The following is a 16,906-nucleotide window of genomic DNA, read 5'->3' as shown; positions in this document are numbered from 1 at the left end:
GAGAATTCCTGTGAGCGATATCGAACAACGCGTAAAACAAGCAGTAGCTGAGCAACTTGGTCTTAAAGCAGACGAGATCAAAAACGAAGCTTCTTTCATGGACGACTTAGGTGCAGACTCTCTAGACCTAGTTGAATTAGTAATGTCTTTCGAAAACGATTTCGACATCACTATTCCTGATGAAGATTCAAACGAAATCACTACTGTACAATCTGCAATTGACTACGTTTCTAAGAAACTAGGTTAATTTTAGATTTCAGCGATGCTGATATTAAAAAGCCACCATTTGGTGGCTTTTTTTATGCCTATGTGTTTCTGCTGCAGCAATTATTTGATTTATTTACATTAGCTTACGTTTCTTTTACCAAAGGATACGAAAATCAGGTTATTTTTTAGCTATAAAAATAGAGTTTGTCGAAAATTACACAATCTATAAAACAGTAAAATAATGGAGAATAACATGGGTCTTTTTGATTTTGTAAAAGGTATTGGTAAGAAAAATACAGCACCTGCAGAGCCACAAGCTGCACCAGCAACGCCTGCTGAGCCATCTGCTCAAGAAATTGCGAATAAGCTACTAGGTCATGTCAAAAGCTTAGGTTTGCCTGTGACAGGCTTATCTGTCAGCTATAACGCGACATCTGACTTGGCGACAGTGAAAGGGCAGGTGCAAAGCCAAGCCGATCGTGAAAAAATTATTTTAGCAGTGGGTAATATTGACCATGTTGCACAAGTAGATGATCAATTAACGGTAGCAACGCCAGAAGCGGAAAGTAAGTTTTATACGGTTAAGTCTGGTGATAACTTGTCTAAAATTTCCAAAGAATTTTATGGTGATGCCAATCAATACAACAAAATTTTTGAAGCAAACCGCCCATTGCTAAAAAATGCCGATGATATTTTCCCGGGGCAGGTGTTACGCATTCCTGCTTAGTTGAATGCTACGTATAAAAAAACCGCTGCATTGCAGTGGTTTTTTTTATGTGTTGAAAATATTTTAAGTGTCTAGATCTAAATATAAGCCTTCTTTCACTTCCTCCATCACCACATAGCTATGTGAAGATGCCGATGCCGGCAGCTTTTTCAAAAGGTTACCTAAAAGTTTACGGTAGGTACTCATTTCTTTTAAACGCGCTTTAACTAAATAGTCAAAGTCTCCTGAAATAAGGTGGCATTCCAGTACTTCAGGAATCTCAGATAAATCTCGTGCGACTTGTTCAAAAACGTCGCCTGATTTTGCTGAGAGTTTAATCTCCAAAAAAACCAGCAAGCGTTTATCGACTAACTCAGGATTCAGTCGTGCATAGTAGCCCATGATAATGCCGTCGCGCTCCAACCGTTTGACCCGCTCTGAACAGGGTGTTGTTGAGAGGTTGACTTGGGATGCCAACTCGCTGATCGCGATGCGCCCATTCTTTTGCAGAATGTCTAAAATCATGCGGTCAATACGGTCTAATTTACGCATTTATTTTTCCCTGTCTTTTTTGTAATTACACGACAAAACATGTGAATCAACTGAAATAAAGTCTTTAAAATAGCAAGATTAACTATTTAACCCAAAATATACTAGTTAAATAAACTAGGGATAAGATCAAGACTATGCGTGTAATTGTTTTGGGCAGCGGTGTGATTGGTGTTACCAGTGCTTATTATTTGGCAAAACAAGGTGCTCAAGTCACAGTATTGGATCGCCAGTCTGGACCTGCAGAAGAAACCAGTTTTGGTAATGCTGGCCAAATCTCTCCGGGCTATTCGACTCCATGGGCGGCCCCGGGTATTCCTTTTAAAGCAGTGAAGTGGATGTTCCAGCATCATGCACCATTGGCAGTGCAGCTGGACGGCAGCATGTGGCAATTGCAGTGGATGATGCAAATGCTGAAAAACTGCGGTGCGGACCAATATGCGATCAATAAAGAACGTATGGTGCGTGTTGCGGAATATAGCCGTGATTGCTTACGTACTTTGCGTGATGAAACGGGTATCAGCTATGAAAACCGTTCAAAAGGTACTTTGCAGCTGTTCCGTAAAGATTCGCAGTTGGAAGCTGTGCAGCGTGATATCGAAGTATTAAAAGAAACAGGTGTTGAGTTTGAATTGCTGGATCGTGATGGTTTAAGCAAAGTTGAGCCTGCATTGGCAGAAGCCAAAGATAAATTGGTTGGTGGTCTGCACCTACCAAATGATGAAACTGGTGATTGCTACCTATTTACCAATGCTTTGGCTGAACAAGCTAAAACACTTGGTGTTGATTTTCAGTTTAATCAAAATGTTGAAAAACTGATTGTAGAAGGCGGCGAAATTAAAGGTGTGTTGGTTAATGGCAAAGTTCTGACTGCAGACCGCTATGTTTTGGCTTTTGGTAGCTATTCACGTGATTTCTTAAAACCGCTGGATTTAGATTTGCCAGTTTATCCAGTGAAAGGTTATTCATTAACCGTGCCGATTGTGGACCCAAGCTATGCACCGCAATCTACCGTATTGGATGAAACCTATAAAATCGCCATTACCCGTTTTGACAACCGTATCCGCGTAGGTGGTATGGCGGAATTAAGCGGCTTTAATTTAGGCTTGAATCAGGACCGCCGCGGCACATTGGAAATGGTGACTCGCGACTTGTTCCCAGGTGGCGATTTGGAAAAAGCCTCGTTCTGGACAGGCTTACGTCCGATGACGCCGGATAGCACACCAATTATTGGGCGTACAAAGTACAACAATCTATTCTTGAATACCGGTCATGGCACATTGGGTTGGACCATGGCGTGCGGTTCAGGAAAATTGATTAGTGATCTTGTACTGGGGCAACAGGCCGAGATCAGCACAGAAGGCTTATCGCTGCAGCGTTACACGCATGCAGCATAAAGAATGCGGTTTGCAGGGTGAATAGCTCGGCAAACCGCATTTTTGTTATTTACAGATTCAAGGACGCGTTTTAGGGAAGAATAAAATGTCACGGCCGATACAAGCAGTTATTCATTTAGATGCCTTAGCGCATAATTTGCAGGTGGCAAAGCAATCTGCCAGACAAAATGTGTCTGATGCGCACGTTTATGCGGTGGTTAAAGCCAATGCTTATGGTCATGGCATAGAGCGCGTCTATGAAGCATTTAAACAGGCGGATGGTTTTGCCTTGCTGGATATTGCAGAAGCTAAACGCCTGCGCGCTTTGGGGTGGCAAGGGGATATTTTAATGCTGGAAGGCATTTTCAGCCTGCAGGATTTATTGGACTGCCATCAGCTTAAATTAAGTTTTAGCATACATAGCGCACATCAAATTGACTGGTTGCGCCAATTTCAATACAGCTATCCTCAAGCGCAGTTTGATGTCTTTGTCAAAATGAATTCAGGTATGAACCGTTTGGGTTTTATTCCTGAAGCCTATGCCGAAGCATGGGTCGAACTGCAAAAATTGAGTATTGTACGCAGCCTGACACACATGATGCATTTTTCAGATGCCGATGGTGAGCGTTTTGGCGAATCAGGTATTCAATATCAATACCAATGTTTCCAGCATATGGTTCAGCAGTTTCCTGCGCCAGTCACCGTCAGTAACAGTGCTGCAATTTTGCGCCATTCAACAGTGTTGCAGTCCAATATTGCCCGCAGCGGCATCATGCTTTATGGCAGTTCTCCTGATTATCCGCAGCATACGATTCACGACTGGCAGCTGCAGCCAACGATGACGCTACGTACTGAAATTATTGGTGTGCAGACCTTGCAGGCAGGGCAAAGCGTGGGCTATGGCTCAAACTTTTTGGCAGAAAAAACCATGCGTATTGGTATTGCAGCCTGCGGCTATGCCGATGGTTATCAGCGTGTCTCGCCAACAGGTACGCAGGTGCTGATTGATGGTCAGACATCCGGTCTGATTGGCCGCGTCAGTATGGATATGCTAGCGGTGGATTTAACCCATTTGCCTGACAGTGATATTGGTTCGGAAGTGGTGCTGTGGGGCAAGGCCTCAAATGGTGCAGTACTGCCGATTGATGATGTTGCAAAAGCCTCAGGCACAGTCGGTTATGAACTGATGTGCGCTGTGACTCAGCGCGTTCCTTTTATTGTCGATGCAAGGCGTATTCCAGCTGAGTCTGCGGCCTAATTATCGATTTAATAGCGAATTCAAAGACTGAAAATTCAGTCGAATAGTTTTAATTTTACCAGTCTATAGCAGGCACTGTCTTAGTGTCTAAAGATGAAAATATACAAGGAAGCATGACCATGTCAGACCCTATTCAACGATTTGGCAGCAACGATTTTATGTGTGCAGTCACAGTGTTTAATCAAGTAGTTTACCTCTCTGGACAAGTGCCGAAAAATCCGGAAGCAGGGATTGAAGCGCAGACTTTGGATGTGTTGAATACGATTGATCAATTGCTAGCTCAGGCGGGCAGCGACAAATCTAAAATGTTATCTGCGCAGCTTTTTCTGAAAAATCTTTCAGATTTTAAAGCTGTGAATGCGCTGTGGGCAGAATGGCTGAAAGACTCACCAAAACCTGCGCGCGCCACCATTCAAGCGGAGCTGGTGAATCCAGACTGGCTGATTGAAATTGCGGTTACTGCCGCACAACCTTAAGTTGTGCAGTTTTTTTATTTTTGAATCTTCAATGCTTGCTTCGGCAGTTTTAGCTCAATAGGACATTGAGCAGGGCAGTTAGCGTTAATCAAGAACTGCGCCGTTGCAAGCATTATAAGGACATCAACTATGGCTACACATCAAGATGACGTGCAATCGTCGCCTCATGAACTGCAGCGCAAGCTGTCCAACCGTCATTTACAGCTGATCGCTATTGGCGGCGCTATCGGCACGGGCCTATTTATGGGCTCAGGCAAAACTATCTCCTTGGCTGGACCATCCATTCTGTTCATTTACATGATTATTGGTCTGATGTTTTTCTTTTTGATGCGCGCGCTGGGCGAAATCCTGCTGTCGAATTTGCACTACAAATCCTTTATCGATATGGCGCATGATCTCATTGGACCAGGCGCAGGCTATTATATCGGCTGGTCTTATTGGCTCGGCTGGGTTTTAGTTGGTATTGCAGATTTGGCCGCCATTATTAACTATTTAGGCTTTTGGTTGCCGCCAGATGTCGGCTTTACCCCCATGGGGCAGGCACTGATTAGTGTGGGTTGTGTGCTGCTGGTTCTAGGTTTGAATTTGCTGACGGTTAAGCTGTTTGGTGAAGTTGAGTTTTGGTTTGCCTTAATCAAAATTTTGGCCATTTTAGGCCTGATTGTGATTGGTGGTTTTATGGTGTTCAGTCACTTCCATTCGCCAGATGGCACTGCATCCAGCTTTACGAATGTCTGGTCACATGGCGGCATGTTCCCCAAAGGCTCAGACGGTTTCCTTGCAGGCTTCCAAATTGCGCTCTTTGCCTTTGTTGGGGTTGAGCTTTTAGGCACCATGGCGGCTGAAACCAAAGATCCTGAAAAGAACTTACCGAAAGCTGTAAATGCGATTCCAACCCGAATTATCCTGTTTTATGTGCTGTCTTTGTTTGTGGTGATGTCGGTAACACCGTGGGATAAAATTCCAGCGGATCAAAGTCCATTTGTATCGCTGTTCCTACATGCGGGTATTCCAGTTTCAGCCATCATTATGAACTTGGTGGTGCTGTCGTCGGTGATGTCATCAATGAACAGTGGCGTATTCTCAACTTCACGCATGCTGTTTGGTTTGGCGCGAGGCGGACAAGCACCGCAAGCCTTGGCACGATTATCTAAACGTGCTGTCCCTGCGCAAGGCTTAATTTTCTCTTGCTTCTTTATTATGGCAGGTGCGGGTTTGCAGTACTTTGTGCCGAATACCATTGAAGCGTTCACTTTGGCCAGCTCACTTTGCGTGATTTTATTTATCAGCATTTGGGCGCTGATCATGGTGTGTTATTTAGGCTATCGTAAACAGCAGCCGGAGAATCATGCTAAATCGACCTTTAAAATGCCGGGCGGCGTGTGGATGAGCTATATCGTTTTAGCCTTTCTATTCTTTGCTCTAGTTATTTTAAGTTTAGAGCCGGATACGCTTAAAGCACTGATGATCAGTCCGCTTTGGCTGGTGATTTTGGCGGTCACTTATCGTGTCCTGTATTTGCCGCGTGTGAAACGACAGATGCTGGAACAACTCTGATTGCATGACAGATATACTCTAAGACTAGCCCGCATACTGCGGGCTTAGTTTTGGGTAGGTATTTATTCATTTGTTGACTCTATTTCTAGATGCAAGAGTAGAATTACTTTATATTGGAGCTGCTACTTTAAAGCGGCATACATGATTTGTAATAATTAAAAACTGAATTTTTCTGAAATATAGCCTTTAATGTCTCGGTAAAAATTTAATAATAGATTCAGCATTTTATGCGTAATGAAAAAATAGATATTCTTCGCGGTATTTCAATACTTCTGGTGCTGCTGCACCATTTTAATATTCCTTATAAATTGCATGATACTTTTTTAGGTGTGCATATTTTTGGTGAGAGCCTAAGTACCTTAATTGCACGTAATGGCAATTATGGCGTGACCATATTCTTTGTGATTTCGGGATTTTTGATCACCCGGCACACATTGCAACGTAGTGGATCTTTAGCGGAAATTAAGCTGAAAGATTTTTATGTACGCCGTATTGCTCGAATTATTCCCTGTCTAGTCCTACTTGTTGCTATGGTGACTTTGTTAGGTGCCATAGGATTAAAGCCGTTTTTGAACCAAGCGCCCAATGGTGTTGAAGTATCGTATGGTTTAACCGTGCTGTCTGCTTTTAGTTTTTGGATGAACTTGTTAATCATTGAATATGGCTGGGTCAACTATGCGCTTGGCGTACTGTGGTCGCTATCTGTAGAAGAAGTCTTTTATGTGGTATTTCCTTTACTTTGTGTGGGTTTAGGACGCGGTAAAGGATTTATTGTTTTTCTGTTGTTAATTATTGCCTATGCGCCGTACTTCCGTAGCCTGCATTTTGGCGAAGAAAGCGGGGCTTATCTTTATCATTATTTCTCTAGCTTTGATGGAATAGCGATTGGTTGTTTAACAGCGCTATATACGCAACATTTTAAAGGTGCGTTACAGCACTCGAAGCTCATCATGACTGTAACAGCGCTATTGATGTGCGGGCTGTATTTGTATGCGCCAATTAAGGAGGTGAGTACTTGGAGCATTAGCGCTTTTGCGATGCTGACGGCAGTACTGATTTTTTGTTTTGCGCAAGATCCGCAAACGCAGGCACAGTCTTTCGGGTCGAGAGCATTGGTCTGGATTGGACAGCGTAGTTATGAAATGTATTTGTTTCATTTAATTATTTTGGGTTTGATGAAAGTGGTGTATTTCCCTAAAGAAACGTTGCCAACTGAAAAGTTGATGCTGCTGCCCATTTATTTTATTGCGGTTTTTTTAATGAGTTGGGCGATAGAGAAATATTATTCCACGCCTTTAAATCGCATGATTCGAAATAAATGGATTAAATCTTAAAACTTTGCCAAACGTAAAAAGCCCTAAATGAATTAGGGCTTTTTTATAACTTATTTATTTTGCGCTTTTAGAACGTTGGCTTTACCACCACCAAAATCACCACTGCAAATAAAATCAACGTTGGCATTTCATTAAAGAAGCGCCAGAACTTGTGTGATTTATAATGTGCATTGCCAATCAGCTTTTTACGGTAATAGCCGCAAACAAAATGGTAAATCACCAGCAAGCCAACTAAGCCAACTTTAAGATAAAACCATAAAGCTTCATGGTAGTGCCGCGTTGCATCGCCCCAATCTACTAAAAAATGAGCCGTGATCAGTGTGCCGACCATTGCAGGCCACATAATGCCGCGGTACAGCTTACGTTCCATCACTTCAAAGTGCTGATGGCTAACAGCATCATCACTCATGGCGTGGTAAACAAAAAGGCGGGGAAGATAGAAAAGTGCTGCAAACCAGCAAACAACTGCGATGATATGTAATGCTTTAACCCAGAGGAAAGCATCTGATGGAGCATCCATAAAGCGACCCTTAAAAGGGCGGTGAGTGTGCTTATTGGCGCAGAAGCGCCAAATCAGCCGACTTTAAATTAGCCTTCCCATTTTTTGAAAATGAGACAAGCGTTTACACCGCCGAAACCGAAACTGTTACTCATCACAGTATTCAATTTTGCGTTACGTTTTTCAAGCACGATATCAAATGGTTTTGCGCCTTCATCAAGTTCAGTCACGTTGATGTTTGGAGCAATAAAGTCATTTTGCATCATGAGTACAGAATAAATTGCTTCTTGTACGCCTGCAGCACCTAAGCTGTGACCAGTCATTGACTTGGTCGAGCTGAGTGGAGGAACTTGACCTTCACCAAATGCACGCTCCATTGCTTTAAGCTCAGTCACGTCACCAGCAGGAGTCGATGTACCGTGTGTATTTACATAGTCGATTGACTCAACACCATGTTGTTTCGCTTCTTCTAGTGCCATCAAGATACAACGTGTTGCGCCTTCACCACTTGGAGCAACCATGTCTGCACCATCAGAGTTTGCAGCATAGCCAACGACTTCGGCAATAATGTTTGCGCCACGTGCTTGAGCGTGTTCAAGAGATTCAAGCACCACGAAACCGCCGCCGCCAGCAATTACGAAACCATCACGGTCAGCAGAGTAAGGGCGTGAAGCTGTTTCAGGTGTGTCATTGTATTTCGAGCAAAGCGCACCCATTGCATCAAACAATAAGCTTTGAGACCAATGATCTTCCTCACCACCACCAGCAAGCATTAAGTCTTGTTTGCCCAATTGAATCAGGTTGTATGCATAACCAATTGCATCTGCAGATGTTGCGCATGCGCTGGTAATTGTGTGTGCAACACCTTGCATTTTGAAAGCAACGCCAACGTTTGCAGTGATGGTGTTGGTCATGTTACGTGGAACAAAGAACGGTCCAACTTTACGCGCGCCTTTGCTATCTAGCAATTCTTTCATTTCAATAACAGACGCTGTAGAACCACCACCTGAACCGCCTGCAATACCATAACGTGGATTACCGCCAATTTGTTCAGCAGTCAAACCTGCATGTTCAACCGCAGCAAGTGCTGAGTTGTAGGCATACATTGCGCACACGCCCATAAAGCGTTTTAAACGACGGTCAATACCATCAAAATCTTGTTCTGCAGCTGCACTAACATGGCTTTTAAAGTTCAGTTCAGCATAAGTTGGATTAAAACGTGTTCCTGAAATCCCGTTTTGCAAAGAATGAGTGACATCTTCTAATGTATTACCAATGCATGAGTTGATGCCCATGCCAGTGATTACAACACGTTTCATCTACAGATCCTTTATAGGTAGTGTGTGAGTCTTCTGCGGAATGCCCAAGGAGAGAACTTTCTTCGCAGTCATACTCATATAATTTGATGGGAATAATAATAGCAGAAAGCTTTTTGAATTCTTATGGCAAATCCTATGCCTATTTTTGACTGGGCTAATTTGCGACAATGCGGTAATAAACTTAACTTAAAGATACATATTCAAGTTGTGATAAAGTTTGACTACACCTAGTATTTATCAAGAATTTCAAGAATAGTCTGTATGGGGTAGAGAATGGCGAAAACGAATAATAAAGCGACTGGTGGTCTACTCTCAAATGCCTTTGGAGTGGCTAAAAAGCTCAGTTCTACAGGTGTGTCGATTATCAATCATGTGGCACCCGAGTCTGTGACGAAGGTAATTCAACCGCAAAAAAATGGCCAAACTTTCGATGGCGCATCACGTGACAGCAATATTTTTGATGTTAAAAAATATGATAATCCACAACAGCTTTTACGTGAACATGTTCCCAATGTATCGAGACAACTTTTAGGACGACATTTTAGTACGGTCAATAATGTGGCAAATTTCGTCGCACCGCAATTTAGCGATAAAATTTCTGACTATATCTTTGATCAGTTGAATCATTTCAGTTCTGAAATTTCCTCAGTCGATGCTGTACTGGATGAAGCAGGTGTACGTGACTTAGAAGAGTTGACTCAAGATGTGGATCGCTCAAAACGAATTAGTCAGGCATTGAGTGAACAAAATAAATGGATTGCCTCGATACAAGGTGCCTTGACAGGGGCGACGGGAGTAATTGGCTCTACAATTGATATTCCAGCTTCCCTCATTATGACTTTGCGTGTCATTTATCAAGTTGGACGATCTTATGGTTTTGATTTGAGTAAAGAAAGCGACCAAGACATTGTGCAATTTATTTTTAGACAAGTAGATTTGAGCTTAATCGCTGAAAAACAAACCTTGCTCATGGCAATTAAGGCACTAAGTAGTACTTTACAAAATAGTGATATCAAACAATTGCAACAGATGTTGGGTTCAGACACTGATGCTGAAGCCTTGAAAAAATATGTATTGGATGAAAACGGGCAATTTAAATGGGCTTGGCTCAATCAATTGCCAAAAGTGTCTGTACTTAATCAACTATCACGTTTATCGCCATTGGCGAGTGCAGGTATAAGTGCTGTTTATAGTCGTCGTTTAATTGATGAGGTCAACCAAAAAGCACAACAGGTATTTTCGGATGCACGTCAATACATTATTCAGCATCAAGATATTGGTTTATCGCCATTACATGCCTATGAGCGTTCTATTGAACTATTGGCGCAGGCAACCCCAAAACTTCTGGAAAGTATTATCGCTAAAGATGCTGAAGTCATTGAACCTATCTTGGATCAAGAGGTTCCAGTCAAAGGGAATAAAAATATTCGTCAGGTGAAAGTCATCAAAAAAGCGGATGCTGTGGAGGTTACTAATAAAGTTGAATCTAAAGAAGCGCAAGTTTCAGAAGGTTTAGATGCACTGGCAAATAAAGTCGTTACGCCACATGAACCTGTTGAAGCACAAAAGCCTGCTTTAACAGAAATAGAGTCTTTTGATTTAGATGAAGAAAATCCAATCGCTGAACAGAAAGCGCCAACTAAAACAAAGCCCCGAAAGGCGAAAACAACAGCGGTAAATAAGGTTACAAAAAATTCAGATGCACCTACAGAAAAATAAACTGTTTATTTGTGGGGGAAAATTTGTGCATTCTGCAATTTGTGTATGTTTTCATTGATTGTAGAATGTTGACCAATTTTGCGTCTTCGCTTACAATTGCATGCCCTCAAAAAGCAGTATTTTTTGGGGCTTTTTATTAACGGGAGAATTGCCAAATGGCAACAACAAATCAGTTGATCCGTAAGGGTCGTACGACTTTAGTTGAAAAATCTAAAGTTCCTGCGTTGAAGGCTTGTCCACAACGTCGTGGTGTTTGTACACGTGTTTACACTACTACACCTAAAAAACCTAACTCAGCAATGCGTAAAGTTTGCCGTGTTCGCTTAACTTCAGGTTTCGAAGTTTCTAGCTATATCGGTGGTGAAGGCCATAACCTACAAGAGCACAGTGTTGTTCTTATCCGTGGTGGTCGTGTTAAAGACTTACCAGGTGTACGTTACCATACTGTTCGTGGTTCTTTAGACTGCGCTGGTGTTAAAGATCGTAACCAGTCTCGTTCTAAATACGGTGCTAAACGTCCTAAGAAATAATCTTTCGAGATTAAGCTCTTAGTTCATTAGAACTGCAATCCTTTATCGTCTCGCTTGTCTGATTTCTGCATTTAATTTGTGAAATTCAAGCGACGTATAGTAAGGCCAGCGAACGGTACATGACACTTTGTACTAATGCTGGATAAACCTGAAGTGTCATATTTATTAGGTAGATTAAAATGCCAAGACGTCGCGTAGTCGCTGCTCGTGAAATCCTTCCGGATCCTAAGTTCAGCAGCCAAACAATCGCTAAATTCATGAACCACGTAATGCAAGATGGTAAAAAATCTATTGCTGAAAGTATCGTTTACGGTGCTTTAGACCGCGTTCAAGAAAAATCAAAAGTAGACCCAGTTGAATTTTTCGAAGCTACATTAGAAAAAGTTCGCCCTATGGTCGAAGTTAAAGCACGCCGTGTAGGCGGTGCTACTTACCAAGTGCCTATGGAAGTACGCCCATCCCGTCGTACAGCCTTGGCTATGCGTTGGTTAGTAGACGCTGCTGCTAAGCGTTCTGAAAAAACTATGGCTTTACGTCTTGCTGGTGAGTTGCTTGATGCAGCTGAAGGTAAAGGCGCAGCGGTTAAAAAACGTGAAGATGTGCACCGTATGGCTGAAGCCAACAAAGCCTTCTCTCACTACCGTTTCTAAGCAAATAAAACAGGCCCTTATCAGGACAGTGATGGTTTGGGTTTCACCAAACTGTCATCAAAGCGCTTTAAGTTGCTAGCAACTTAAAGCGTCCTGTTTTAAACAACAAAATTTAGGAATGCAAGAAATCATGGCTCGTCAAACCCCAATTTCTCGTTACCGTAACATTGGTATCTCTGCTCACATTGATGCTGGTAAAACGACTACTTCAGAACGTATTTTGTTCTACACAGGTGTATCTCACAAACTAGGTGAAGTACATGATGGTGCAGCAACAATGGACTGGATGGAACAAGAGCAAGAACGTGGTATTACAATCACTTCAGCTGCTACAACTTGTTTCTGGTCTGGTATGGGCAAACAATTCCCAGAACACCGTATCAACGTAATTGACACCCCGGGACACGTAGACTTCACAATCGAAGTTGAACGTTCTATGCGTGTTCTTGACGGTGCGTGCATGGTTTACTGTGCTGTAGGTGGTGTTCAACCTCAGTCAGAAACTGTATGGCGTCAAGCAAACAAATACGAAGTGCCTCGTTTAGCATTCGTGAACAAGATGGACCGTACAGGTGCCAACTTCTTCCGTGTTGTTGAACAAATGAAAACTCGTCTTGGTGCACACCCTGTACCAGTTGTTATCCCAGTTGGTGCTGAAGATAACTTCCAAGGTGTTGTTGACCTTATCGAAATGAAAGCAATCATTTGGGATGAAGCATCTCAAGGTATGCAATTCGAATATGGCGATATCCCTGCTGACCTAGTTGCTACTGCTGAAGAATGGCGTACTAACATGGTTGAAGCTGCGGCTGAAGCATCTGAAGAGTTGATGGATGAATACCTAAACAATGGCGATTTGACAAAAGAACAAATCGTTGCTGGTCTTCGTGCTCAAACTTTGGCTTGTGAAATTCAACCAATGCTTTGTGGTTCTGCGTTCAAAAACAAAGGTGTTCAACGTATGTTGGATGCTGTGATTGAATTCTTACCATCACCTACAGAAGTTAAAGCAATTGAAGGTGTACTTGACGACAAAGCTGAAACTAAAGCTGTTCGTGAAGCATCTGACGAAGCTCCGTTCTCTGCACTTGCGTTCAAAATCATGAACGATAAGTTCGTAGGTAACTTGACTTTCGTACGTGTTTATTCTGGTGTTCTTAAACAAGGCGACCCAGTATACAACCCAGTTAAATCTAAACGTGAACGTATCGGCCGTATCGTGCAAATGCACGCGAACGAACGTCAAGACGTTGAAGAAATCCGCGCTGGTGATATCGCTGCATGTGTAGGTCTTAAAGACGTTACAACTGGTGATACACTTTGTGATGAGAAAAACATCATTACTTTAGAGCGTATGGAATTCCCTGAGCCAGTAATTTCTTTAGCTGTAGAGCCTAAGACAAAAGCTGACCAAGAGAAAATGTCTATCGCTTTAGGTCGTTTGGCTAAAGAAGATCCATCGTTCCGTGTTCGCACAGACGAAGAATCTGGTCAAACAATCATCGCAGGTATGGGTGAGCTTCACCTTGATATCCTTGTTGACCGTATGAAACGTGAATTCAACGTTGAAGCGAACATTGGTAAACCAATGGTTGCTTACCGCGAAACGATTAAAAAATCTGTTGAGCAAGAAGGTAAGTTCGTACGTCAAACAGGTGGTAAAGGTAAATTCGGTCACGTATATGTTCGTTTAGAACCTATGGACGTTGACGAAGCTGGTAAAGAATACGAATTCGCTGAAGAAGTTGTAGGCGGCGTAGTACCTAAAGAATTCTTTGGCGCTGTAGACAAAGGTATTCAAGAACGTATGAAGAATGGCGTATTGGCTGGCTACCCAGTAGTTGGCATTAAAGCGACATTATTCGACGGTTCTTACCATGACGTCGATTCTGATGAATTATCGTTCAAAATGGCAGGTTCTTACGCATTCCGTGATGGTTTCATGAAAGCGGATCCTATCCTTCTTGAACCGATCATGAAAGTTGAAGTAGAAACTCCAGAAGACTACATGGGCGATATCATGGGTGACTTAAACCGTCGTCGTGGTATGGTTCAAGGTATGGACGATCTTCCTGGCGGTACTAAAGCAATTAAAGCTGAAGTTCCACTTGCTGAGATGTTTGGTTACGCGACTCAAATGCGTTCTATGTCTCAAGGTCGTGCGACTTACTCTATGGAATTTGCTAAATATGCTGAAACTCCACGTAACGTGGCTGAAGGCATCATTACTAAGTTCCAATCTGGCGGTAAAAAAGGTGACGACGAGTAATCTTTCGATTACTATAAGCCCAAACTAATTCATAGTTAAAAACCAAATGCTCATGCAGTAACCCTGCATGAGTAGTTTAAAAAGGAAGATCTCATGGCTAAGGCTAAGTTCGAACGTAATAAGCCACACGTTAACGTGGGTACAATTGGTCACGTCGACCACGGTAAAACTACTTTAACAGCTGCGATTGCAACTGTATGTGCAAAAAAATTCGGTGGTGAAGCGAAAGATTACGCTGCTATCGACTCTGCACCAGAAGAAAAAGCACGTGGTATTACAATTAATACTTCACACGTAGAATACGATTCTCCAACTCGTCACTACGCTCACGTAGACTGCCCAGGTCACGCCGATTATGTTAAAAACATGATTACTGGTGCTGCGCAAATGGATGGTGCGATCCTTGTATGTGCTGCGACTGATGGTCCAATGCCACAAACTCGTGAACACATCCTTCTTTCTCGCCAAGTAGGTGTTCCATACATCGTTGTATTCTTAAACAAATGCGACCTTGTTGATGATGAAGAACTTCTTGAATTAGTAGAAATGGAAGTTCGTGAACTTCTTTCTACTTATGACTTCCCAGGCGATGACACTCCAGTTATCCGTGGTTCAGCTCTTCTTGCACTTAATGGCGACGCTAGCCAATATGGCGAAGAAGCAGTTGTTGCTCTTGTTGAAGCTCTTGACTCTTACATTCCAGAGCCAGAACGTGCTATCGATCTTCCATTCCTTATGCCAATCGAAGATGTATTCTCAATCTCGGGTCGTGGTACAGTAGTAACTGGCCGTGTTGAGACTGGTATCGTTAAAGTAGGCGAAGAAGTTGAAATCGTTGGTATTAAAGATACAGTTAAAACAACTGTAACTGGCGTAGAAATGTTCCGTAAACTTCTTGACGAAGGTCGTGCGGGCGAGAACTGTGGTGTTCTTCTACGTGGTACTAAACGTGAAGACGTTCAACGTGGTCAAGTACTTGCTAAACCAGGTGCAATCAAACCGCATACTAAATTCGACGCAGAAGTATACGTACTTTCTAAAGAAGAAGGTGGTCGTCATACTCCATTCCTTAACGGTTACCGTCCACAGTTCTACTTCCGTACAACTGACGTAACTGGTGCGATTGCACTTAAAGAAGGCGTTGAAATGGTTATGCCTGGTGACAACGTAGAAATGTCAGTAGAATTAATCCACCCAATCGCAATGGACGCTGGCTTACGCTTCGCGATCCGTGAAGGTGGTCGTACAGTTGGTGCTGGTGTAGTTGCTAAAGTAACTGCATAATCACTAAATGTGTGAAAAAACGCCCCATTGGGGCGTTTTTTTATGCAAATTCAAAAGATTAAAAAGATTGTCTGACAAAAAAATCAAAAGCTGTCCTTAAGTGATAATTCACTGTCCTTAAGTGAAAATATAATAAAAGCAGAAAACCTTAAGATAAAAACAACAAAATAAATAAAACAATTGAGTGAGAGATTGCTCAATAGGAGTTTTCGCATGAATGCTAAAGTCAAAATTACCAATCGCGCAGGTGCAAGTTTTCCAGTTCGCCGTATGAATTTCGATTTCGATGCAGTACCTGAATATTGGATGAACGGCTCAGCAGGGTTAACCCATTTTATGACGGGTCTGTCAGCATTATTTCCTGCAGGTGAAAAGTTCTTTATTGATAGTGTTCGTGCAGTACGTCAACATCCTGCCATTAAAGATAATGAAGCATTGCAAAAAGAAATTAGTGCTTTCATTGGGCAAGAAGCCATGCATACACAAGAGCATGTAGGATTTAATGCTTCGGCACAAAAGTTTGGTCATGAAGTTGATCGATTAGATCGAATTACAGATCGCGTAATTCAGCGTACCCGTAAGATATTTGCATTAATTGGTAAACCAGTGGGTATTACCCAAGAAATGGTGGATTTAACGGCTACGACAGCACTTGAACATTTTACTGCGACCATTGCATCCCAATTACTCACGAATAAGCATATTCAAGAACTGATGACCGATGAAACCATGAAAACCATGTGGCTTTGGCATGCAATTGAAGAAAATGAACATAAGGCCGTTGCTTATGACGTGTTTGAGGGCGTATTCGGTAAAGGACTTAAAGCTTATGCATTACGCACAGGTTCCTTAGTAGGGGCAATGGTAACGCTTTTTTTTGTTCAAAGTTATTTTGTACTTCGGTTATTACATGATGATAAACAACTGACATTTGAAAGCTTAAAAGATATCTATACCTACGCTTATAGCCCTTCAAAAGGGGTGATTACAGGCATGTGGAAAGAAATGGTTGAATATTTCCGACCAGGCTTCCATCCAAATGACCTAGATACAGATCAATTGTTGATGCAGTGGAAAGAGAAACTTGGTTTCTAATCAAGACGTTCAATGATGCTGTAAGCATACATTAAATCAAATGCATCGAAATGCGCTATTCAATGTTTAAACTCCTGA

16 protein-coding genes are annotated in these 16,906 nt (G+C 42.3%); 13 read left to right on the top strand and 3 right to left on the bottom strand.

The features are described 5' to 3' along the window. Positions 1–10: 10 nt before the first annotated feature. Together acpP and lysM are read left to right on the top strand one after the other, a co-directional pair. Positions 11–247 (top strand): acyl carrier protein, encoded by a 237-nt coding sequence (gene acpP / locus B9T33_RS08860; protein ID WP_078190054.1) that lies wholly within the window; start codon positions 11–13, stop codon positions 245–247. 213 nt (positions 248–460) lie between these two features. Continuing rightward, positions 461–934, top strand: a complete 474-nt coding sequence (lysM, locus tag B9T33_RS08855) for a peptidoglycan-binding protein LysM (protein ID WP_086178560.1) — start codon at positions 461–463, stop codon at positions 932–934. Positions 935–997: 63 nt separating this feature from the next. Here the strand turns inward: lysM and B9T33_RS08850 are convergent, their stop codons facing one another. After that, the gene (locus tag B9T33_RS08850) at positions 998–1,465 is read right to left on the bottom strand and encodes an Lrp/AsnC ligand binding domain-containing protein (RefSeq protein WP_086178559.1); all 468 of its coding nucleotides are present in this window, start codon (positions 1,463–1,465) and stop codon (positions 998–1,000) included. Positions 1,466–1,599: 134 nt separating this feature from the next. On the opposite strand from B9T33_RS08850, the gene B9T33_RS08845 reads away from it, so the two are divergent. From B9T33_RS08845 to B9T33_RS08825, 5 genes are all read left to right on the top strand, one after another. Further along, positions 1,600–2,859, top strand: a complete 1,260-nt coding sequence (locus B9T33_RS08845) for a D-amino acid dehydrogenase (protein WP_086178558.1) — start codon at positions 1,600–1,602, stop codon at positions 2,857–2,859. A gap of 85 nt (positions 2,860–2,944) precedes the next feature. Beyond that, on the top strand, positions 2,945–4,096 hold the full coding sequence (gene alr, locus B9T33_RS08840; RefSeq protein WP_086178557.1) for an alanine racemase: 1,152 nt from the start codon (positions 2,945–2,947) through the stop codon (positions 4,094–4,096). A 113-nt stretch (positions 4,097–4,209) separates the two neighbouring features. Next, positions 4,210–4,572, top strand: coding sequence for a RidA family protein (locus B9T33_RS08835; protein ID WP_086178556.1), 363 nt, complete (start codon positions 4,210–4,212; stop codon positions 4,570–4,572). 129 nt (positions 4,573–4,701) lie between these two features. Then, positions 4,702–6,129 carry an amino acid permease gene (locus B9T33_RS08830; protein ID WP_086178555.1) on the top strand — a complete coding sequence of 476 codons (1,428 nt, stop codon included), beginning with the start codon at positions 4,702–4,704 and terminating at the stop codon, positions 6,127–6,129. A 227-nt stretch (positions 6,130–6,356) separates the two neighbouring features. Beyond that, a complete protein-coding gene (locus tag B9T33_RS08825; protein ID WP_086178554.1) occupies positions 6,357–7,463 on the top strand; it encodes an acyltransferase family protein in 1,107 nt (368 codons plus the stop codon). Between the two features lie 67 nt (positions 7,464–7,530). Here B9T33_RS08825 and hemJ read toward each other — a convergent pair whose 3' ends face one another. Continuing rightward, on the bottom strand, positions 7,531–7,983 hold the full coding sequence (gene hemJ / locus B9T33_RS08820) for a protoporphyrinogen oxidase HemJ (protein ID WP_086178553.1): 453 nt from the start codon (positions 7,981–7,983) through the stop codon (positions 7,531–7,533). A gap of 68 nt (positions 7,984–8,051) precedes the next feature. After that, complete coding sequence (locus tag B9T33_RS08815) at positions 8,052–9,281, bottom strand: beta-ketoacyl synthase N-terminal-like domain-containing protein (RefSeq protein WP_086178552.1); 1,230 nt, start codon at positions 9,279–9,281, stop codon at positions 8,052–8,054. Between the two features lie 273 nt (positions 9,282–9,554). Here B9T33_RS08815 and B9T33_RS08810 point away from each other — a divergent pair, with 273 nt between their 5' ends. From B9T33_RS08810 to B9T33_RS08785, 6 genes are all read left to right on the top strand, one after another. Beyond that, positions 9,555–11,000 (top strand): EcsC family protein, encoded by a 1,446-nt coding sequence (locus tag B9T33_RS08810; protein WP_086178551.1) that lies wholly within the window; start codon positions 9,555–9,557, stop codon positions 10,998–11,000. 155 nt (positions 11,001–11,155) lie between these two features. Continuing rightward, positions 11,156–11,530 (top strand): 30S ribosomal protein S12, encoded by a 375-nt coding sequence (gene rpsL, locus B9T33_RS08805; RefSeq protein ID WP_000246374.1) that lies wholly within the window; start codon positions 11,156–11,158, stop codon positions 11,528–11,530. A gap of 179 nt (positions 11,531–11,709) precedes the next feature. After that, positions 11,710–12,180: a 30S ribosomal protein S7 gene (gene rpsG / locus B9T33_RS08800; RefSeq protein ID WP_067728659.1), complete on the top strand. Its 471-nt coding sequence runs from the start codon at positions 11,710–11,712 to the stop codon at positions 12,178–12,180. Positions 12,181–12,310: 130 nt separating this feature from the next. Continuing rightward, entirely contained in the window at positions 12,311–14,449 is a 2,139-nt protein-coding gene (fusA, locus tag B9T33_RS08795) for an elongation factor G (RefSeq protein WP_086178550.1), read from the top strand. 93 nt (positions 14,450–14,542) lie between these two features. Next, on the top strand, positions 14,543–15,733 hold the full coding sequence (gene tuf, locus B9T33_RS08790) for an elongation factor Tu (RefSeq protein WP_086178549.1): 1,191 nt from the start codon (positions 14,543–14,545) through the stop codon (positions 15,731–15,733). Positions 15,734–15,946: 213 nt separating this feature from the next. After that, positions 15,947–16,828 carry a metal-dependent hydrolase gene (locus B9T33_RS08785; RefSeq protein WP_086178548.1) on the top strand — a complete coding sequence of 294 codons (882 nt, stop codon included), beginning with the start codon at positions 15,947–15,949 and terminating at the stop codon, positions 16,826–16,828. Positions 16,829–16,906: the final 78 nt, after the last annotated feature.

The organism is Acinetobacter sp. ANC 5054 (assembly GCF_002135295.1).
Classification (GTDB): domain Bacteria; phylum Pseudomonadota; class Gammaproteobacteria; order Pseudomonadales; family Moraxellaceae; genus Acinetobacter.
Note: the sequence above shows the minus strand (reverse complement) of the source record. Positions and strands in the feature narration are given on the sequence as shown.